This window comes from Janibacter sp. DB-40 (genome assembly GCF_029510815.1).
GTDB lineage: Bacteria > Actinomycetota > Actinomycetes > Actinomycetales > Dermatophilaceae > Janibacter.
Map to the genome: position 1 here is coordinate 1,095,417 of NZ_CP120360.1, position 18,543 is coordinate 1,113,959.

Here is an 18,543-nt window from a genome sequence, read left to right on the forward strand (position 1 = left end):
CGAGCATGCCGACCATCGCGGACAACGCCGTCGCCGCACTGCGGGCCAACGGGGTGACCCGGGCCTACGGGATCCCCGGCGACTCCCTCAACGGCTTCACCGAGGCCATGCGCCGGGACGGGTCGATCGAGTGGACCCTGGTGCGCCACGAGGAGGCCGCGGCCTTCGCCGCCGCGGCGGACGCCGAGCTGACGGGTGAGCTGGCGGTCGTGCTCGGCAGCTGCGGCCCGGGCAACCTGCACCTGATCAACGGGCTCTTCGACGCCCACCGCAACCGGGTCCCGGTGCTGGCCATCGCCGCGCAGATCCCCAGTTCGGAGATCGGCAGCGGGTACTTCCAGGAGACCCACCCGCAGAACCTCTTCCAGGAATGCAGCCTGTACTGCGAGATGGTCTCCGACCCCCAGCAGATGCCGCGGATGCTGGAGACGGCGATGCGGGCGGCGATACAGCAGCGTGGTGTGGCGGTGCTCGTCGTGCCCGGCGACGTCGCCCAGGCGGAGGCGGTCGACGAGCGGGTCACCATCATCGAGCGGGCGCACGCCAGGGTCGTCCCGCAGGCGGACCAGCTGGAGCGGGCGGCGCAGCTGCTCAACTCATCCCGCCGCACGACGATGCTCGTCGGTGTGGGCGCCCAGGACGCGAAGGAGGAGGTCCTCGAGCTCGCCGACACCCTCGCCGCACCGATCGTGCACACCCTGCGCAGCAAGCAGCACATCGAGGGGGACAACCCCTTCGACGTCGGGCTGACCGGCCTGCTGGGCTTCGCCTCGGGCTACCGGGCCATGGAGGAGGCCGACACCATCCTCATGCTGGGCACGGACTTCCCGTACCGGCAGTTCTACCCGGAGGGCACGAGGCTCATCCAGGTCGACCTGCGCGGGGAACAGCTCGGGAAGCGGGCGCCCCTCGACCTCGGCCTCGTGGGCGACGTCGGTGAGACGGTCCGAGAGCTGCTCCCGCTGCTGCGCCGCAACACCCGCCGTGCGCACCTCGACGACGCGGTCACGCACTACGGCCGCACCCGCGAGAAGCTCGACGACCTCGCCGTGCCGACGAAGAAGGGCCTGCTGCGCAGGAACGAGGCCATCCATCCGCAGTACCTCGCGCGGGTGGTCAACGAGGTCGCCGACGACGACGCCATCATCGTCCCCGACGTCGGCTCGCCCGTCGTCTACGCCGCCCGGTACGTGCAGTGCCACGGGGACCGCCGCGTCATCGGCTCCTTCATCCACGGCTCGATGGCCAACGCCGTGCCGCACGCGATCGGCGCCCAGACCGCCTTCCCGGAGCGCCAGGTCATCACGCTCAGCGGCGACGGGGGCCTGACGATGCTCATGGGCGAGCTGCTCACCGTGCGCCAGCTGGACCTGCCGATCAAGATCGTCGTCCTGAACAACTCGTCGCTGAACTTCGTCGAGCTGGAGATGAAGGCCGCCGGCCTGCCGGACTTCGGCACCGGGCTGGACAACCCGGACTTCGCGAAGGTGGCCGAGGCCATGGGCATCCGTGGCTGGCGGGTGGAGGAGTCGGGGGAGCTCGAGCCCGCGGTGCGCGAGGCCTTCGCCCACGACGGGCCGGCCCTCGTCGACGTCGTCACCGACCGCCAGGAGCTGACGATCCCGCCGGCGATCTCCGCGGAGCAGGTCAAGGGCTTCACGCTCTACGCCCTGCGGACGGTGATGTCCGGTCGCGGTGACGAGCTGATCGACCTGTCCCGGTCCAACCTGCGACAGATCTTCTAGACGATGCTGGAGTGGTCGGCGACGACCGACGCGGACGTCGGGGCACTGGTGCGTCTCGGGCGGGCCTGCCTGGAGCGGGACGGCGGTCTGCCCGACCTGGCCGACCCGGAGCACATGCGCACCTCCTTCGTCACCGGTCAGGCGATCTGCGGGCGCGACGAGCTCGGCGACGTCTTGGCCGCCGCCGCGATCGGCCGCGACTCCGCCGGCGGGCGCACCGCGACGGGGCTCGTCGACCCCGCGGTGATGGGGCAGGGCGTGGGCCACGAGCTCGCCGAATGGGTCGCCCGCCACGCCGGTGGGCCGGTGCGCTTCGTCATGGACTCGGTCAGCCCCGAGTCCGAGAGCCTGCTCGTCGACATCGGGCTGCACCGCGTCTTCGCGGAGACGATCATGCGCCACTCGCTGCGGCACGTCCCCGTGGTCAAGGTGCCCGACGACATCGTCACGCTGCCCTTCACCGACGACACGTCCGAGGCCTTCCGCCGCGCCTACCAGGAGGCCTTCGGCGATCAACCGGGTTACGACGAAGGGAGTGCCCGGGCCTGGGGCCGGTGGTTGCGTGAGCAACGCGGCTTCGTGCCCGAGGACTCACGCGTGGCGATGGACCGCTCGGGCCACGTGGCCGGCTTCGTCACCGTCAGCGAGGGTTGGATCGAGGAGGTCGGTGTGGTGCCGGCCTGGCGCGGTCGGCGGCTGGGTGCCCATCTCGTGGCCCGTACCCTGACGGCGATCGAGAAGCAGGGCCATACCGAGGCCTGGCTGGCCGTCGACTGCCGGAACCCGGCACGCTCGCTCTACGAGCGCCTCGGGTTCCGCAGTCACGGCACCCGGGCCCTGTACGACCAGCGATGACCACCCCGCACCCCGCAGGAGGAGACCGATGACGACGCCGGAGACGACCGCAGACGCCCTGCCCGAGGAGGTGGTCGCCGCCGTGCGCGGCGCCCGCCGCGTGCTCGTCCTCTCGGGCGCCGGGATGAGCGCCGAGTCGGGGGTGCCGACCTTCCGCGACGCCCAGACCGGGCTGTGGGAGGAGTTCGACCCCGCGCAGCTGGCGACCGCCGAGGCGTGGCAGGAGGATCCCCCCTTCGTCTGGGGTTGGTACGCGTGGCGGATGCACCTGGTGCGGGGGGTCGACCCCAATGCCGGCCACCGGGCCCTCGCCGAGCTCGGGCGGCTGCGGGAGGTGGCGATCTCGACGCAGAACGTCGACGACCTGCACGAGCGGGCCGGCTCGGACGTCGCCGCGCACGTCCACGGGTCCCTCTTCGCGCTGCGGTGCGCGGACTGCGGCGTCCCGTACGCGCAGGAGGTCGACCTCCCGAGCGAGCCGCAGGAGCGCCTCACCCCGCCGGAGTGTCCCGCGTGCGGGGGACACGTGCGCCCCGGCGTCGTGTGGTTCGGCGAGATGCTCCCCGAGGCGGACGTCGCGGCGACCGAGTCCGCGATCGACGCGCTGGAGCCCGGTGACGTCGCCCTCGTCGTCGGCACGTCCGGGATCGTCTTCCCGGCGGCCGGCTACCCGGCGATGGCCCGCGCCGAGGGGGCCACGGTCATCGAGATCAACCCGCTCGAGACCGACATCTCCGACATGTGCCACCACGTCGTGCGCGGGACCGCGGCCGAGGTGCTGCCCGCACTCGTCGCCGCCGTCCGCGACGCGGACCGGTGAATCCCGTCGTCCTCGATCTGCCCTTCCGTGGGCGCTGGCGCGCGGAGATGAGCCCCGCGCGGCGGGTACCCAGCCACGGCACCGAGGCCTACGGGTCGAGTCACGCGATCGACTTCGTCGCGGTCGACGAGCGCGGCCGCAGCGCCCCGTCGTCGTGGCGCAGCGTGCTGGCCACCGAGCCGCCCGAGGGCTTCCTCGGTTTCGGCGCCGAGGTCCTCGCACCCGTGGCCGGCACCGTGGTCGCCACCCACGACGGCGAGCCGGACCACGAGGGGCGACGCTCGCCCTTCGCCCTCGTGCCGTACGCGCTCACCCAGGCCTCCCGGGCGCGGTCCGGCCACCACGCCCTCGCCGGGAACCACGTCGTCATCGAGATCACCGGCGGCCGGGTCGTCCTCCTGGCCCACCTGCGATGCGGCTCCCTGCGGGTGGAGCCGGGCCGGCAGGTGGCCACCGGCGACGTCGTGGGGGAGTGCGGCAACTCCGGCAACTCCACCGAGCCGCACGTGCACCTCCAGGTCAGCGACCGCAGCGACTGGGACCGCGCGAAGGGGGTGCCGCTCGCCTTCCGCCTGGCCGACGGCGTGCGGGTACCGCGGGAGCGCGAGGTCGTGCGGGGTGACTAGCGCGTGCCGGCCACGGGCACGGGGACCGGCTCCGGCTCGACCGGGACACGGCGCCGGGACCGGCTGGAGGCCAGCAGCACGCCGCCGATGACGAGCGCACCACCGAGCAGCTCGAGCGGCTGCGGGACCTCCGCGAGGACCAGCCAGGCCAACCCGATGCCGGTGACCGGGACGAGCAGCGAGAAGGGCGCGACCGACCCGGCCGGGTGCCGGGCCATCAGCCAGGTCCAGATCCCGGAGCCGACGACGGTCGCGATGATCGTCGTGTAGGCCAGACCTCCCCACGCCAGCAGGGCGTCGCTCGAGAGCGAGGCGGTGAGGGCCTCGCCGATGCGGGCCGGTCCTTCGGTGGCCAGGGACAGCGCGAGGAGCGGGACGGGCGGCACCACGGTCATCCACATCGTCAGGTGCAGCGGTCGCGGGGCCGCGGCGAGGCGTGAGGAGAGGTTGCCGAAGGCCCACCCCAGCCCCGCCAGCAGGGTCAGGACGAAGGGGAGGATCCCCGCCGCGCCGTCCATGCGCTGGCTGCCGACCACCGCCATGCCGGCTGCGGCGACGAGCACACCGGAGCCCGCGCGCAGGGTGAGGTGCTCACCCAGGAGGGCCGCGCCGAGCACGACGGTGAAGGGCGCCGAGCTCTGCAGGACGAGGGAGGCGAGGCCCGTCGGCATGCCGCTGGCCATCGCGAGGTAGAGGAAGGCGAACTGCAGGACGCCGAACCCCGCCCCGTACCCGAGGAGCCACCGGGTCGGGACCTGCGGACGCGGCACGAGGACGATCGTCGGGATCGCCAGGAGGGTGAAGCGCAGCGCCGCGCACAGCAGGGGCGGGAAGACCTCGAGGGAGGCGTGGATGGCGAGGAAGTTCGCGCCCCAGATGACGGCGACGGTCGCGGCGAGCAGCCGGTGGCGGATGGGCATGACCTCGATCCTGCGCCCCTCGACCATGCAGGACAAGCGAATACTCGTGCATCATCGGGTTAGGGTCCCTGCATGGACATCCGGCACCTGGAGCTGCTGAGGGACCTGCGTGAGCGGGGGAGCCTGGCGGCCGTCGCCGCGGCCACCCACCGCACTCCCTCGGCCCTGTCCCAGCAGCTGCGCACCGCGCAGCGGGCGGCCGGGACCGCGCTCGTCGAGCAGGACGGACGCCGGCTCCGGCTCACCGAGGCGGGGGAGCTGCTCGCCGACGGAGCGGACGACGTGGCGGCGGCGATCGCGCGCGTGCAGGCCCGCCTGGAGGAGCACCGCGGTCACCCCGTCGGCCGGGTGCGCGTCGCCGGCCTGCCGAGTGCCCTGACCTTCCTGCTGCCGGGGACCTTCGCGGCGCTCGCCGGCTCCGGGGTCACCCTCGACGTCACGGACCGGGACCTCGCCGAGCCGGACTACGCGGCCGCCGCCGCGGACGCCGACATCGTCGTCGCGCACTCCCTCGTCAGCGACGTGCCGGCCGGCTCGGCGGGGCTGCACCGCACGGTGCTCGCCCGCGAACCGCTCGACGTCGCCCTCCCCGTCGATCACCCGCTCGCGGCCCGGGAGGGGCTGCGGGCCCGGGACGTCGCCGGCGAGCCGTGGATCGGCGTGCCCGAGCACTACCCCTTCGACACCGTGCTCGAGCGCATCTCCGCGGCCTGCGACGTGGCGATCAGCCCGCGCCTGCGCATGCGCGACAACCAGCTCATCGCCGCACTGGTGGCGGCGGGGGAGGGCATCGCCCTGCTGCCGCGGTACACCACGGACGAAGGGGGCGGACTCGCCCTTCGTCCCCTGCTCGACGTGCCCTCCGCCCGCTGGGTCGTCGCCCTCTCCCGGCCGGACCGGGCGGAGCGGGCCGCGGTGCGGCTCGTCACCCGCACGCTCGCCGAGGTCGGCACCGCGGTCGCCGTCTGACCCGGACGATATCCTTGGTCGGTACCGACCCCGTCACCTCCAGGAGCCGCTCCCGTGGTCACCCGCATGTCCTCCCTCTTCCTCCGCACCCTCCGGGAGGATCCGGCGGACGCGGAGCTGCCGGGGCACAAGCTGCTGGTGCGCGCCGGGTACGTGCGCCGAGCCGCGCCCGGCATCTACACCTGGCTGCCGCTGGGGCTGCGGGTGCTGCGCAAGGTCGAGGCGATCGTGCGCGAGGAGATGGAGGCGATCGGCGGCCAGGAGCTGGCCTTCCCCGCCCTGCTGCCCAAGGAGCCCTACGAGGCGACCAACCGGTGGACCGAGTACGGCGACAACCTCTTCCGCATCGTCGACCGCAAGGACGCGCAGATGCTGCTCGGGCCCACCCACGAGGAGATGTTCTGCCTCGCGGTCAAGGACATGTACACCTCGTACAAGGACCTGCCGCTGACGATCTTCCAGATGCAGAACAAGTACCGCGACGAGGCACGGCCGCGCGCCGGTGTGCTGCGCGGACGCGAGTTCATCATGAAGGACTCCTACTCCTTCGACGTCGACCAGGCGGGCCTGCAGAAGGCCTACGACGCGCACCGCGACGCCTACATCAAGATCTTCGACCGCTTCGGCTTCGAGTACGTCATCGTGCAGGCCGACTCGGGGGCGATGGGCGGCAGCGCGAGCGAGGAGTTCCTCGCGGTCAGCCCGAACGGCGAGGACACCTTCGTCCGCGACGCCTCCGGCTACGCGGCCAACGTCGAGGCCGTCGAGATCCCGGTCGCCGCTCCCGTCGAGGTGACGGCCGGCCCGGCGCACGTGGAGGACACCCCCGACACCCCGACCATCGAGACGCTCGTCGCGGCCCTGCAGGCCGACCACCCGCGCGCCGACGGGCGCCCGTGGACCGCTGCGGACACGCTGAAGAACGTCCTCGTGATGCTCGTCCACCCCGCCGACGAGGAGCACCCGCAGGGACGCCGTGAGCCGCTGGCCATCGGTGTCCCGGGCGACCGTGACGTGGACGCCAAGCGGCTCGAGGCGCAGGTGGCCCCGGCGCAGGTCGAGGGCTTCGAGGAGACGGACTTCGCCTCCCACCCGACCCTGGTCAAGGGCTACATCGGGCCGGGGGTGCTCGGGACCGAGCGCGCGTCGGGGATTCGCTACCTCCTGGACCCCTCGATCGCCGACGGCAGCGCCTGGGTCACCGGCGCCGACGAGCACGGCAAGCACGTCCTCGACCTCGTGCACGGACGCGACTTCACCGCCGACGGGCGCATCCAGGCCGCCGAGATCCGCGAGGGCGACCCCAGCCCGAGCGGCACCGGCACGCTCACCCTCGCCCGCGGCGTCGAGATGGGCCACATCTTCCAGCTCGGCACCAAGTACGCCGAGGCGCTGGGTCTGAAGGTCCTCGACGAGAACGGCAAGCTCGTCACCGTCACCATGGGCTCCTACGGGGTCGGCGTCACCCGGGCCGTCGGCGTCATCGCCGAGGGCAACCACGACGAGCTCGGCCTCGTCTGGCCGCGCCAGGTCGCCCCCTTCGACGTGCACATCGTCGCCGCCGGCAAGGGCGAGGAGATCTTCGCGGGCGCTGCCGACCTCGCCGCGCAGCTGGAGACGAAGGGCGTCGACGTCCTCTACGACGACCGCGCCGGCAAGGTCAGCCCGGGTGTGAAGTTCAAGGACGCCGAGCTCATCGGCGTCCCCACGATCCTCGTCGTCGGCAAGGGCCTGGCCGAGGGCCTCGTCGAGATCAAGGACCGCCGCACCGGCGAGCGGCGTGAGGTCCCGGTCGACCGGGCCGTCGAGGCCGTCCTCGCCGAGGTCAGGGGCACGTCATGAGCATCGACGAGGTGCGCCACCCGCTGGCCGTCCACGAGCGGCCGGCTGCGGGCCCGGTGCACGCGGTGATCTTCGACTGGGGCGGCACCCTCACGCCCTGGCACACCATCGACCTGGGCCAGCAGTGGCGCGTCTTCGCCCGCGAGGTCCACGGCATCCCCATCGACTCCGACGAGGTGCCCCAGGAGGACCTCGACCGGGCGCAGGAGCTCGGCGAGCGGCTGCACGCCGTGGAGCAGGCGGCCTGGCAGCGGGTGCGGGAGGACCACCGCAGCGCCCGCCTCGACGACATCCTCGCCGAGGCCGGCGTCGACCCCCGGGAGGACCGCCACCACGTCGCGCTCGCGGCCTACCGGCGGTTCTGGGAGCCGCACACCCGCACCGACCCGCAGGTGCGACCGCTCCTGGAGGGACTGCACGCCCGCGGCCTCAAGGTCGGCGTGCTGTCCAACACCATCTGGAGCAGCGAGTTCCACCGGGAGATCTTCGCCCGCGACGGGGTACTCGACCTCATCGACGGCGACGTCTACTCCTCGGAGCTGCACGTGATGAAGCCGCACGCCGAGGCCTTCGAGGCGGCCTGCGCGGCCCTCGGGGTCGAGCCGGTCAACGCGGTCTTCGTCGGCGACCGGCTCTTCGAGGACGTCCTCGGCTCGCAGGAGGTGGGCATGCGGGCGATCTGGGTGCCGCACAAGGACATCCCGACCGACGAGCAGGTCACCGTCGACGCGACCCCGGATGGCGTGGCCGAGTCCCTCGTCGACGTGCTCGACGTCCTCGACCCGTGGCTCGCCGAGGGCGACTGACCCGGCCGACCTGCTGCCGGCGCGTGCGCCGTCGGGGTCACCCGCTGCCGAGCACCGCGAGCACCTCGTCGACGACCAGCCAGGTCGCCAGCCCCAGCACGAGGACGAGGCTGGCCTGCCACACGGCTGCCGGGAGCCACGTGAGCCGGGCGAGGACACCGACGTCACTCGTGGCGTCGACCCGGCCGAGCACCGTCGCGAGGTGGCGCCATGCCCCGACGAGGAGCACCATGCCGACCCCCACGAGCACGTGCTGCTGCAGCACGTCGTCCCGCCACCACCACAGCGCACCCGTCCCGGCCAGTGCGGCGATGACGACCGCACCGGTGAGTGCCGACCGGACGAAGAGCAGCGCGACCCCCAGCCCCGCCAGCAGCGCCGTCAGGACGGGGGCGGCCCAGCCCTCCGCCGCGACCCACACGAGGAGCGCCCCGACGAGCGCCGGTGCCGGGTAGCCGGCCCACGTCGTCGCGATGACGCCCGGGCCCGTGGGACGGCCGACGGTCACCGCGTGACCGGACATGTCCGCGCGCAGCACGAACCCGCGCAACCGACGGCCGACCGCGACGCCCACCACCGCGTGCGCGAGCTCGTGCACGAGCGTGACGACGAGGCGCAGCACGCGCCACGCCGGCCACCAGAGCACGGCGACGGCCGCGACGACGAGCACCGTGGCCAGGCCGGGCGCCGCGAGGCGCGGGGTGCGCGCAGCGGGCAGGGCACGGTCAACGATCTCGGTGAGCAGGTCCACGCCGCTGACCGTACGGGGTGGGCCTGCGTGCCCGTGGCAGTCTGGGCGCATGACGCACGTGCTGGTCCTCGGTGGCACCGCCGAGGCCCGTGACCTCGCCGCCCGTCTCGAGGCGAAGGGAGTCCCCCTCACCTCCTCGCTCGCGGGCCGGGTCTCCTCGCCGCGGTTGCCGGTCGGGTCGGTGCGCGTCGGTGGCTTCGGGGGAGTGGCGGGGCTGGTCGACTGGATCGCCGAGCACGACGTGGGCGCCGTCGTCGACGCGACCCACCCCTTCGCCGGGACGATGGGCTCCCATGCGGCGCAGGCCTGCTCGCAGACCGGCATCCCGCTCCTGCGACTGGCCCGCCCCGGCTGGGCGGACCACCCCGACGCCGCCGACTGGACCTGGGTCTCGGGCCACGTCGCCGCCCGTGAGGCGGCCGACGCCCTCGGCGGGACCCCTTCGTCACGACCGGTCGGCAGACCCTGCACCACCACCTGGTGGCCTGGGCCGACCGGGAGGTCGTCGTGCGGCTCGTCGAGCCGCCGGAGGACCGGCTGCCGCGGGCGTGGACGGTGCTGCGCTCGCGCGGGCCCTTCGACGTCGAGGGTGAGGAGGCGCTGCTGCGCGAGCACGGGGTCGGGGTGCTGCTGACCAAGGACTCCGGTGGGGGCTTCACGGCGGCCAAGCTCGAGGCCGCCCGGGCCCTCGGGATCCCGGTGGTCGTCGTCGCCCGGCCTCCGCGTGCCGAGGGTGTCGCGCAGGTCAGCGACGCCGCGTCGGCCGTCGACTGGGTGCTCGCCCGCTCCTGAGCCGGATGACCGGGACGACCGCGACGACAACGGCTGCCCCGAGGGTGATGGCACCGACGCGACGGGCCAGCCGCACCGCGCGGGGGAGGTCCGCCACCGAGACCGGACGCCCGTGGCCGAGCGCCGGGCGCTCCTCGACCCCGCTCGCGTAGACCGTGCGGCCACCGAGGCGGACACCCAGTGCCGCCGCGAATCCCGCCTCGACCGGGCCGGCGTTCGGGCTGGGGTGGTCCTTCCCGTCCCGGATTGCCGTGCCGACCACCGCTCCCGCGCGAAGGGGGACCGCCGCGGCCGTCGCGAGCACGGTCACCCTGGCCGGCAGCCAGCCCAGGGCGTCGTCGAGGCGGGCGGCGGCCCAGCCGAAGCGCGCGTACCGCTGCGTGCGGTGGCCGTGCATCGCATCGAGGGTGTTGGCGGCGCGGTGCAGCACCACCCCGAGCGGCCCCAGGAGCGCCCCCACACGAGCGTGCCCACGACGGCGTCCGAGGAGTTCTCCGCGACCGACTCGACGGCCGCCCGCGCGACCTCGTCCGCGGTGAGGTCGTCGGTGACCCGCCCGACGAGGTGGCGCACCCGCGCTCGGGCCCCCGGCAGGTCGCCGGCGGCGAGCAGGTCGTGCACGGCCGTGCCCTCCCGCCCCAGGCTCGTGCCACCGAGGGCGGCCCACGTCAACACCGCGGTGGCGCCGCCCCGCGCCGGCGCGGGGAGCCGACCGGCGGCGAGCCCGAGGGCGAGCACCGGCGCCAGCACGATCGCCTCGGTCGCCACCCCGGCTGCGCGCGAGTTCGCGTAGGTGCGGGTCTCGACCCAGCCGGCCCAGGAGCCGAGGAGGGCCACCGGATGACCCCGACGCGGGTCACCGAGGAGCTGGTCGGCGACCCACCCCGCGACGAGACCCACCGCGACGGGTGGAGCCGCGGGCAGCGTCACGCCCCGCCCTCCACGGAGCCGTCCACGTCCTTGACGGTGAGCACCTGCCCGGCGACGACGAGGAGCACCCGGTCGGCGCTGGCGGCGAGGCGCTGGTTGAGCAGCCCGAGGCGGTCGGCGAAGACCCGCCCGGAGCGGTGCTCGGGGACGACCCCCCAGCCGACCTCGTTCGTCACGGCGACGACGTGCGGTGACGCGTGCCAGGCGGAGTCGAGCGTGGCGATGCGGTCGTCGAGCCGCGGTCCCCACCGTGACTCGGGAGCCTCCCACGCGCCGAGCTCGTCGAGCTGCGCGGTCAACCACGTGCCGAGGCAGTCGAGGAGCACCGGCCCCGTGGCACCGGTGAGGGCAGCGGCGGCGTCGGTCGTCTCGACCGTCGACCACGACGCGGGTCGCCGGTCCCGGTGCCGGGCGACGCGTGCGGTCCAGTCGGCGTCGTCGCTGCGGGGGCCGGTCGCGAGGTAGGTGACCGGGGCGTGGAGCGGCAGGTGCGGGGGCAGCAGCAGCGACTCCGCATGCCGGGACTTGCCGGAGCGGACACCGCCGGTGACGAGGACGCGCATGCTCACCACGCCAGGGTGAGGACGACGAGGGTGGTGGTCAGGGTGACCTCGACGGCGGCCCCGAGCACGTCACCGTTGATCCCGCCGAGGACGGCGAGGGCCTTCTCGCGCAGGAGGACCGGGGCCAGCAGGCCGAGGACGACCGCGAGGAGGACCATGAGGCCGCCGCGTAGCAGGTCCCTGCCCTCGAGGAGGGACAGCTGGGGGAGGGTCGCGAGGAGGAGGACCCCGGCCATGACGATCGCGAGGGCCCCCGCGGCGACGACGGGCACGGTGCCGACGAAGGCCGCCGCCATCCGGGAGCCGTCCGCCGGTGTCGCGTCCGTCGCGCACAGCCGCGCGCACACCGACCGGGAGAGCAGCACCGCGGCGGCCACGACGAGGGCCCCTCGCCAGCCGGCGGCGAGGAGGTCGGCGATGGCGGCGGCCTGGAGCAGGAGCACGAGCACGAGGGCCGCGGCGCCCATCGGGCCGATGTCCCCGCAACGCATCACCGTCAGCGCCCGCTCGCGGTCCCAGCCGGCGCCGAGTCCGTCGACGACGTCCGCGAGCCCGTCGAGGTGCATGGCCCGGGAGCCGTGCGCGAGCACGAGGAGGACGAGCCCGCCGGCGACGAGGGGCGGCAGCCCCACCTCGACGCCCGCGGCCACCAGTCCGGCGAGGAGGGCGAGGGGCAGTACCGCGACGGGCGCGAGCAGGAGCGCCGCGCGGGCCGTGCCCCCATCGAGCGTGACCGTGCCGCTGGGGATCCTCGTGAAGGTCCCCAGTGCCAGCCGCAGCCCGTCGCCGGTCGTGCTCACCCGAGGTCCTCCATGCCGGCCAACGCCGCCACGACGTCCCCGACGACGGTGATCGCGGGCGGGGCGATGCCCCCTTCGTCCGCGGCGCGTGCGATCCCCGACAGGGGAGCGCGCACGACCCGCTGGTCGGGGCTCGCGCCGTTCGCGATGGACGCGGCCGGCGTGGCCGGGTCGAGGCCGGCCTCGACGAGGGCCCGCGCGATGGGACCGAGCGTGGCCACCCCCATGAGCACGACGAGGGTCAGGCCGGAGGTGGCCAGCGCCGGCCAGTCGACCTCGCTGCGCGGGTCCTCGGGGGCCACGTGCCCGGAGACGACCGCGACTCCCTGGGACAGGCCGCGGTGGGTGACGGGGATCCCGGCGAGGGCGGGCACGGCGAAGGCCGAGGAGACGCCCGGCAGGACCTCGACGGGGATGCCGGCGTCGGTGCACGCCTGCCACTCCTCGCCGCCCCGGCCGAAGAGGTACCCGTCGCCGCCCTTGAACCGCACGACCGTCCGGCCGGCGCGCGCGTGCGTCAGGAGGATGTCGTTGATGCGCTCCTGCGGGGTGAACTCCCCGCGGGGGATCTTGCCGACGTTGATCACCTCGGCCTGCGGGGCATGCTCGGCGATCGAGGCCAGGGGTGCGAGCCGATCGGTGACGACGACGTCCGCCGCGGCGAGCGCGTCGCGTCCGGCGAGGGTGAGCAGACCCGGGTCGCCGGGCCCGCCGCCGACGAGGAGGACGCGGCCGGTGCCGTCGCTGGGGGGAGTGCTCATGCTGACCTCGTGTGCTCTCGTCGTGGCAGGATCCGACCCAGCTCGCGCAGCAGGCCGTCGATGGTGTGCGGGTCACGGACGGCGATCCGTACCCACGAAGGGTCCAACCCCGGAAAAGTATCCCCCCTGCGCACGGCCCAGCCGCAGGTGCGCAGCTCGTCGCGGACGCCGGGGCCCACCCGGGCGAGGACGAAGGGGGCGTGCGTGCCGGTCGTCGGGACGCCGAGGTGGGCCAGCCCGGTGGCGAGGTGGGCGCGCCAGCGGGTGGTCTCCTCGGCGGCGCGAGCGGCCTCGGTCACGGCGTGGGGAGCGGCCGTCTCGGTCATGACGCGCAGCGCGAGGGAGCCGACGGACCAGTGCGGCTGCTGGGCGGCGAGGGCGGCGACGAGGTCCGGGTCGCCGGCGACGTATCCCGCGCGCAGGCCTGCGACGGCCCACGTCTTGGTCAGCGAGCGCACCACGAGGAGCCCGGTGAGGTCACCGGGCAGCAGGGACTGCGTCTCGCCGGGCACCGCGTCCATGAAGGCCTCGTCGACGAGCACGACGCGTCCCGCCCGCACGAGGGAGCGGATGGCCTCGGCCCGGTGGAGCGCCCCCGTCGGGTTGGTCGGGTTGCCGAGGACGACCAGGTCGGCGTCGCCGATCTCCTCGGCGGCGGCGTCGGTGAGCGCGAAGTCCTCCTCCGGTCGCAGGAGCACCCGACGCACGTCGTGGCCGGCCGCGACGAGGGCTGCCTCCGGCTCGGTGAACTGCGGGTGGACGACGACGGCGTCGCGCGGGGTGAGGGCGCGCGCGAGGAGGGTGAACGCCTCGGCGCCGCCGCTCGTCGGGAGCACCTGGTCCCGCGCCAGGCCGTGCCGGGCAGCGAGTGCGTCGCGGGCGCGGGTGGCGTCCGGGTAGGTCCCGACCGAGGTCAGCTCGTCGACCAGTGCCGCGGCGAGCCACGCGGGTGGCCGGTCCAGTCGCACGTTGACCGCGAGGTCGACGAGGTCGTCGGCGAGCTCGGCGTCGCCGTGGTGACGCAGAGGGTCGCCCTGCTCTCCGGACACGATGGTTCTGCTCGGCGAGGTTCGGCAGGGATGCCCCTTGGGGCTTCGCGGCGGTTCCTGAGGTGCGAGTCCGCCCGGCGGGCGAGCCTCGAAGGGCCGCCCCTGAGTCGGGGCACGCCCTCCCGAACCCGACCAGGCTGCCGCCGCGGTGACGAAGGAAGAGGCGAGGCCGGGAGAGCCGGCCCAGTGGGTGTGCAGGTAGGAGGCGACGAGGGTGGCGCGACCCGTGCCGGCGGGATCGAGGGCGAAGCCCTCCTCGCGCCCGTCGAGCGACCAGGCGGCGCTCGTCCCCGCGCCGGGGGAGGTCCGGGTGCGGTGGAACTCGTGCCCCGTGACACGCGTGCCGGCCGGTCCGAGCACCGAGTCGGTCGCCGAGAGCGCCTCGCGGTAGCCGAGGGTGAGCCGCCGGCCCATCGCGGCCCGTGCCGGCACGGCGCCGACCATCGGGTGGTCGTCGAGGGAGTCGGCGAGGTAGAGCATCCCCGCGCACTCGGCCACGGTCGGCATCCCGGCGGCGACGGCGGCCCGGATGTCCTCCACGAGGGGGCGGTTCGTCGACAGTGTCCGCGCGTGGACCTCGGGGAAGCCTCCGCCCAGATACAACCCGCACGTCCCTGCGGGCAGCGCCGCGTCGCGGGCGGGGTCGAGCTCGACGACCTGTGCGCCGGCGGCCTCGAGCAGCTCGACGGTCTCCGGGTAGCGGAAGGTGAAGGCACGCCCGCCGCCGACGGCCACGACGGGCCGGTCGGCGCCGGCCGGGACCGAAGGCTTCACCGCGACCCCGGGCGACCACGGCTCGACCTCCGGGTCGGGAGCGGTGCCCGCGGCGCTGAGCAGCGCGTCGAGGTCGAGGTGCTGCTCGGCGACCGCGGCGATGTGGTCCAGCGTCGCGGCGGCGGAGTCGCGCTCGGCGGCCGGGACGAGCCCGAGGTGGCGCGAGGGGACGTGCATCCCGGCGTCCCGGGCGAGCACGCCCCACACGGGGACGCCGACGGCCTCGACGGCCCGCCGGGCCTCCTCCCCGTGCCGGTGGGTGCCGGCCTTGTTGAGCACGACGCCGACGACGTCCAGCCGCGGGTCGATCGCCGCGAGCCCGTGCACGGTCGCGGCGACCGTCCGGGACGTGGCGGAGATGTCCACGACGAGCACGACCGGGGTGCGGGTGAGCGTCGCGACGTGCGCGCTGGAGGCGAAGCCGTCGGTGCCCAGGCGCCCGTCGAGCAGACCCATGACCCCCTCGATGACGGCGATGTCCGCGGCCGTGGGGTGCGTGGCCCCGCGGGCGAGGAGGGGAGCGACCCTCCCTTCGCCCACCAGCCACGGGTCGAGGGTGCGGCTCGCCCGGCCGGTGGCGAGCGCGTGGTAGCCGGGATCGATGTAGTCGGGCCCGACCTTGGCCGGTGCGACGGCCAGGCCGCGGCGCGCCAGGGCCGCCATGATCCCGACGGCGACGGTCGTCTTGCCGTGCCCGGAGGCGGGGGCGGCGACGAGCACGCGGGGAAGGGGGGCGCTCACCTGCTCCGGTGAGGTCACCACTCGATGCCCTTCTGGCCCTTCTGGCCGCGGTCGAAGGGGTGCTTGACCTTCGTCATCTCGGTCGCGACGTCGGCGATCTCGAGCAGCTTGGGGTGCGGGTCGCGGCCGGTGATGACGACGTGCTGGTAGCCGGGGCGCTGCCTCAGCGTCTCCACCACGTCGTCGACGTCGACCCAGCCCCACTTGAGGACGTAGGTGAACTCGTCGAGCACGTAGACGGTGTGCGTCTCCGCGCCGAGACGGCGCTTGATCTCGGCCCACCCCTCGCGGGCGTCCGCGGCGTGGTCCTCCTCGGTCCCGGCCTTGCGCGACCAGGACCAGCCCGAGCCCATCTTGTGCCACTCGACGGGCGCGCCCTCGCCGGTCTCCTCGTGCAGGCGGCCGAGGGTCCGGTAGACCTCCTCCTCGCCGATCCGCCACTTGGCGGACTTGACGAACTGGAAGACGCCGATGGGCCAGCCCTGGTTCCAGCCGCGCAGCGCGAGCCCGAAGGCGGCGGTGGACTTGCCCTTGCCGGTGCCGCCGTGGACGACGACGAGCGGGGAGTGGCGGCGCTGCCGCGTGGTGAGGCCGTCGTCCGGCGTGACCGGAGTGCGTCCGCGGGCCATCAGGCGGCGCTCCGTCGGGTGTGGGTGCGGTCGGTGACGATCTCGACGAGACCGCTGGCGGCGACCTGCTCGAGGGGGAGGTGCTCGGCGCCCATGCGCGCCGCGAGGTCGGCGGCCAGGCCCATGCGGAAGCGGCCCGACTCGCAGTCGACGACGACCGTCTCCGCGGAGGACGCCGCGTCGCCCCACCGGTCGGCCACCACCCGGGACCGGGCGAGGGCGTCCTCGCCGGCCGTCGCGCGGCCGTCGGTGACGAGGACGACGAGGGCGCGTTGGTGGCGGTCGCGCACCCGCTCGCGCGCGACGACGCGGGCGACCTCGGTCAGGCCCTCGGCCAGGGGCGTGCGACCGCCGTGGGGCAGCTCCGCCAGCCGGGCGGCGGCGGCGTCCACGGACGATGTCGGCGGGAGGACGACCTCGGCGCCCGTGCCGCGGAAGGTGATCAGCCCGACGCGATCGCGGCGCTGGTAGGCGTCCAGCAGCAGGGACAGGACCGCGGTCTTGACCTCGCTCATCCGCTTGCGGGCGGCCATCGACCCCGAGGCGTCGACGGCGAGGAGCACGAGATTGGCCTCCCGGCCGCGGGTGACGGCGTGGCGCAGGTCGGCGCCGGTGACCCGGGCGGGACCGAGGCCGCTCGCGCGGCGGGCGGCGGAGGCGCGAAGGGTGGCGGTCAGGTGCACGGGCGAGCCCGCCGGTTCGCGGTCGGCCGGGTGGACGCCGACCACGCGGCCGCGGGGAGTCAGCGCGGGGGAGCGCCGCCCGGACGGGCCGGAGCCGACGCCGGCCAGCTCGAGCCGACGGGCGCGGTAGGGCTCCTGCGCGCTCGCGGTGCCCACCGGGACCGGCATGCCGCCGGGGGCGCGTCCCCGGACTCGGGCGAAGGGGGATCCACCGGGTCGGAGGCGTCGTCCGGCGCGTGGTCCGTTGCGGCGGGTGACGGTGCGTCGCGGCCCTCGTGCGCTACCTCACGCGGTGGGGTAGCGCACGAGTCGTCGGAAGCGCCGTCCGGCCCGTCGCCCTGCGGTGCGTCCTCCTCGGGGCCGCCGTCGCCCCCTTCGCCGTCGCCGGGGGAGTCCCCACCACCGGGCGGGTCGTCCTCCGGCTCGTCGTCGAGGAGCGCGTCGAGGAGGTCCTCGTCCAGGCCGGGGGCGTCGAAGGGGGCACGGCGCCGTCGGTGGGGGAGCGAGAGCAGCGCGGCGGCGCGGACGTCCGCACGGGTGACGTGGTCGCGGCCCTGCCAGGCGGCGTGGGCCGCGGCGGTGCGCGCGGTGACGATGTCGGCGCGCATCCCGTCGACGTCGAAGCCGGCGCACACCCGGGCGATGGTGCGCAGCGTGCGCTCGTCGAGCCGGACGTGGCGCACGGCCTCGCGGGCGGCGGCGAGGCGCTGGGTCAGCTCGGCCTCGGACGCGGCGAAGCGCGCGGCGAAGCCCACGGGGTCGGCGTCCGAGTCGAGTCGCCGGCGCACGACCTCGGCGCGCTCGTGCGGGTCACGACTGGCCGCGACGTGCACGGTCAGGCCGAAGCGGTCGAGCAGCTGGGGGCGCAGCTCGCCCTCCTCGGGGTTCATCGTGCCCACGAGGGTGATCCGGGCCGGGTGCGAGATCGAGACGCCGTCGCGCTCGACGGTGTTGCGCCCCATGGCCGCCGCGTCGAGGAGGACGTCGACGAGGTGGTCGTGCAGCAGGTTGACCTCGTCGACGTAGAGGATCCCGCGGTGGGCGTCGGCGAGCAGCCCCGGTTGGTAGGCGGCCTCGCCGTCGCCGAGGGCGCGGCGCAGGTCGAGGGAGCCGACGACCCGGTCCTCGGTGGCGCCGACGGGCAGCTCGACGAGTCGTGCCGGTCGGGTCGTCGCCGCACCGGTGTGCGGGCCGTCGGGGCACTCCTCGGTGCGGTCGGGGTCGCACCCGAAGCGGCAGTCCTGTGCGATGTGCTGCTCGGGCAGGACGGAGGCCAGCGCGCGCACGGCGGTGGACTTGGCCGTGCCCTTCTCACCACGGACGAGGACACCACCGATCTCCGGGGCGATCGCGCTGAGCACGAGGGCGGTCGTCAGCTCCTGCGCGCCGACGAGTGCCGTGAAGGGATAGCTGGGTGCAGAGCCGGAGCGGGTCACTGATGCCTCCTGGCGAGTGTCCACGCTCGCCGTACGACGTCGCCGGGGCGG

17 protein-coding genes and 2 pseudogenes are annotated in these 18,543 nt (G+C 74.7%); 9 read left to right on the forward strand and 10 right to left on the reverse strand.

The genetic code is table 11. The features are described from left to right. Nucleotides 1-5 precede the first annotated feature (5 nt). The 4 genes from poxB to PVE36_RS05255 are packed head-to-tail and all read left to right on the forward strand — an operon-like array spanning nt 6 to nt 4,046. Nucleotides 6-1,745, forward strand: coding sequence for a ubiquinone-dependent pyruvate dehydrogenase (gene poxB / locus PVE36_RS05240; RefSeq protein WP_277455027.1), 1,740 nt, complete (start codon nt 6-8; stop codon nt 1,743-1,745). A gap of 3 nt (nt 1,746-1,748) precedes the next feature. Continuing rightward, nucleotides 1,749-2,600 carry a GNAT family N-acetyltransferase gene (locus PVE36_RS05245; RefSeq protein WP_277455028.1) on the forward strand — a complete coding sequence of 284 codons (852 nt, stop codon included), beginning with the start codon at nt 1,749-1,751 and terminating at the stop codon, nt 2,598-2,600. Nucleotides 2,601-2,628: 28 nt separating this feature from the next. Then, on the forward strand, nt 2,629-3,420 hold the full coding sequence (locus PVE36_RS05250) for an NAD-dependent deacylase (protein WP_277455029.1): 792 nt from the start codon (nt 2,629-2,631) through the stop codon (nt 3,418-3,420). After that, a complete protein-coding gene (locus PVE36_RS05255) occupies nt 3,417-4,046 on the forward strand; it encodes a M23 family metallopeptidase (RefSeq protein ID WP_277455030.1) in 630 nt (209 codons plus the stop codon). The genes PVE36_RS05250 and PVE36_RS05255 overlap by 4 nt, the downstream gene beginning before the upstream one ends. Here PVE36_RS05255 and PVE36_RS05260 read toward each other — a convergent pair. Then, a complete protein-coding gene (locus tag PVE36_RS05260; protein ID WP_277455031.1) occupies nt 4,043-4,966 on the reverse strand; it encodes an EamA family transporter in 924 nt (307 codons plus the stop codon). The two genes, PVE36_RS05255 and PVE36_RS05260, sit on opposite strands and share 4 nt — an antisense overlap. Nucleotides 4,967-5,038: 72 nt before the next feature. Here PVE36_RS05260 and PVE36_RS05265 point away from each other — a divergent pair, with 72 nt between their 5' ends. The 3 genes from PVE36_RS05265 to PVE36_RS05275 are packed head-to-tail and all read left to right on the forward strand — an operon-like array spanning nt 5,039 to nt 8,583. After that, nucleotides 5,039-5,935, forward strand: coding sequence for a LysR family transcriptional regulator (locus PVE36_RS05265; RefSeq protein WP_277455032.1), 897 nt, complete (start codon nt 5,039-5,041; stop codon nt 5,933-5,935). A 54-nt stretch (nt 5,936-5,989) separates the two neighbouring features. Then, nucleotides 5,990-7,777 carry a proline--tRNA ligase gene (locus PVE36_RS05270; RefSeq protein WP_277455035.1) on the forward strand — a complete coding sequence of 596 codons (1,788 nt, stop codon included), beginning with the start codon at nt 5,990-5,992 and terminating at the stop codon, nt 7,775-7,777. Further along, the gene (locus PVE36_RS05275; protein WP_277455037.1) at nt 7,774-8,583 is read left to right on the forward strand and encodes an HAD family hydrolase; all 810 of its coding nucleotides are present in this window, start codon (nt 7,774-7,776) and stop codon (nt 8,581-8,583) included. The genes PVE36_RS05270 and PVE36_RS05275 overlap by 4 nt, the downstream gene beginning before the upstream one ends. Before the next feature lie 37 nt (nt 8,584-8,620). On the opposite strand, the gene PVE36_RS05280 is transcribed toward PVE36_RS05275, so the two are convergent. Further along, nucleotides 8,621-9,334 carry a M50 family metallopeptidase gene (locus PVE36_RS05280; RefSeq protein ID WP_277455038.1) on the reverse strand — a complete coding sequence of 238 codons (714 nt, stop codon included), beginning with the start codon at nt 9,332-9,334 and terminating at the stop codon, nt 8,621-8,623. A gap of 49 nt (nt 9,335-9,383) precedes the next feature. Here PVE36_RS05280 and PVE36_RS05285 point away from each other — a divergent pair. Both PVE36_RS05285 and PVE36_RS05290 read left to right on the forward strand, forming a co-directional pair. Beyond that, nucleotides 9,384-9,683, forward strand: a pseudogene (locus PVE36_RS05285) (precorrin-6A/cobalt-precorrin-6A reductase); the annotation flags it as partial. Between the two features lie 131 nt (nt 9,684-9,814). After that, entirely contained in the window at nt 9,815-10,126 is a 312-nt protein-coding gene (locus tag PVE36_RS05290) for a precorrin-6A/cobalt-precorrin-6A reductase (RefSeq protein WP_277455039.1), read from the forward strand. Here PVE36_RS05290 and cbiB read toward each other — a convergent pair. From cbiB to PVE36_RS05330, 8 genes and pseudogenes are all read right to left on the reverse strand, one after another. Then, nucleotides 10,080-11,056, reverse strand: a pseudogene (gene cbiB, locus PVE36_RS05295) (adenosylcobinamide-phosphate synthase CbiB). The gene PVE36_RS05290 and the pseudogene cbiB sit on opposite strands and share 47 nt — an antisense overlap. Then, the gene (locus tag PVE36_RS05300; protein WP_346780637.1) at nt 11,053-11,619 is read right to left on the reverse strand and encodes a bifunctional adenosylcobinamide kinase/adenosylcobinamide-phosphate guanylyltransferase; all 567 of its coding nucleotides are present in this window, start codon (nt 11,617-11,619) and stop codon (nt 11,053-11,055) included. Before PVE36_RS05300 ends, cbiB begins: the two are co-directional and overlap by 4 nt. A gap of 2 nt (nt 11,620-11,621) precedes the next feature. Further along, on the reverse strand, nt 11,622-12,419 hold the full coding sequence (locus tag PVE36_RS05305; protein ID WP_277455041.1) for an adenosylcobinamide-GDP ribazoletransferase: 798 nt from the start codon (nt 12,417-12,419) through the stop codon (nt 11,622-11,624). Further along, entirely contained in the window at nt 12,416-13,180 is a 765-nt protein-coding gene (gene cobA, locus PVE36_RS05310; protein WP_277455042.1) for a uroporphyrinogen-III C-methyltransferase, read from the reverse strand. Before cobA ends, PVE36_RS05305 begins: the two co-directional genes overlap by 4 nt. After that, entirely contained in the window at nt 13,177-15,765 is a 2,589-nt protein-coding gene (locus PVE36_RS05315) for a cobyrinate a,c-diamide synthase (protein ID WP_277455043.1), read from the reverse strand. Before PVE36_RS05315 ends, cobA begins: the two co-directional genes overlap by 4 nt. Beyond that, nucleotides 15,759-16,373, reverse strand: coding sequence for a cob(I)yrinic acid a,c-diamide adenosyltransferase (gene cobO, locus PVE36_RS05320; RefSeq protein ID WP_277455044.1), 615 nt, complete (start codon nt 16,371-16,373; stop codon nt 15,759-15,761). The genes PVE36_RS05315 and cobO overlap by 7 nt, the downstream gene beginning before the upstream one ends. After that, the gene (locus PVE36_RS05325; RefSeq protein ID WP_277455045.1) at nt 16,373-17,212 is read right to left on the reverse strand and encodes a VWA domain-containing protein; all 840 of its coding nucleotides are present in this window, start codon (nt 17,210-17,212) and stop codon (nt 16,373-16,375) included. The genes cobO and PVE36_RS05325 overlap by 1 nt, the downstream gene beginning before the upstream one ends. Beyond that, complete coding sequence (locus tag PVE36_RS05330) at nt 17,116-18,492, reverse strand: ATP-binding protein (RefSeq protein WP_277455047.1); 1,377 nt, start codon at nt 18,490-18,492, stop codon at nt 17,116-17,118. Before PVE36_RS05330 ends, PVE36_RS05325 begins: the two co-directional genes overlap by 97 nt. Nucleotides 18,493-18,543 lie beyond the last annotated feature (51 nt).

Excerpts from the sequence above, each read along its gene's own strand:
- poxB (WP_277455027.1), top strand. The coding sequence starts at position 6 with ATGCCGACCATCGCGGACAACGCCGTCGCCGCACTGCGGGCCAACGGG.
- PVE36_RS05245 (WP_277455028.1), top strand. The coding sequence starts at position 1,749 with ATGCTGGAGTGGTCGGCGACGACCGACGCGGACGTCGGGGCACTGGTG.
- PVE36_RS05250 (WP_277455029.1), top strand. The coding sequence starts at position 2,629 with ATGACGACGCCGGAGACGACCGCAGACGCCCTGCCCGAGGAGGTGGTC.
- PVE36_RS05260 (WP_277455031.1), bottom strand. The coding sequence starts at position 4,966 with ATGCCCATCCGCCACCGGCTGCTCGCCGCGACCGTCGCCGTCATCTGG.
- PVE36_RS05265 (WP_277455032.1), top strand. The coding sequence starts at position 5,039 with ATGGACATCCGGCACCTGGAGCTGCTGAGGGACCTGCGTGAGCGGGGG.
- PVE36_RS05275 (WP_277455037.1), top strand. The coding sequence starts at position 7,774 with ATGAGCATCGACGAGGTGCGCCACCCGCTGGCCGTCCACGAGCGGCCG.
- PVE36_RS05300 (WP_346780637.1), bottom strand. The coding sequence starts at position 11,619 with ATGCGCGTCCTCGTCACCGGCGGTGTCCGCTCCGGCAAGTCCCGGCAT.
- cobA (WP_277455042.1), bottom strand. The coding sequence starts at position 13,180 with ATGAGCACTCCCCCCAGCGACGGCACCGGCCGCGTCCTCCTCGTCGGC.
- cobO (WP_277455044.1), bottom strand. The coding sequence starts at position 16,373 with ATGGCCCGCGGACGCACTCCGGTCACGCCGGACGACGGCCTCACCACG.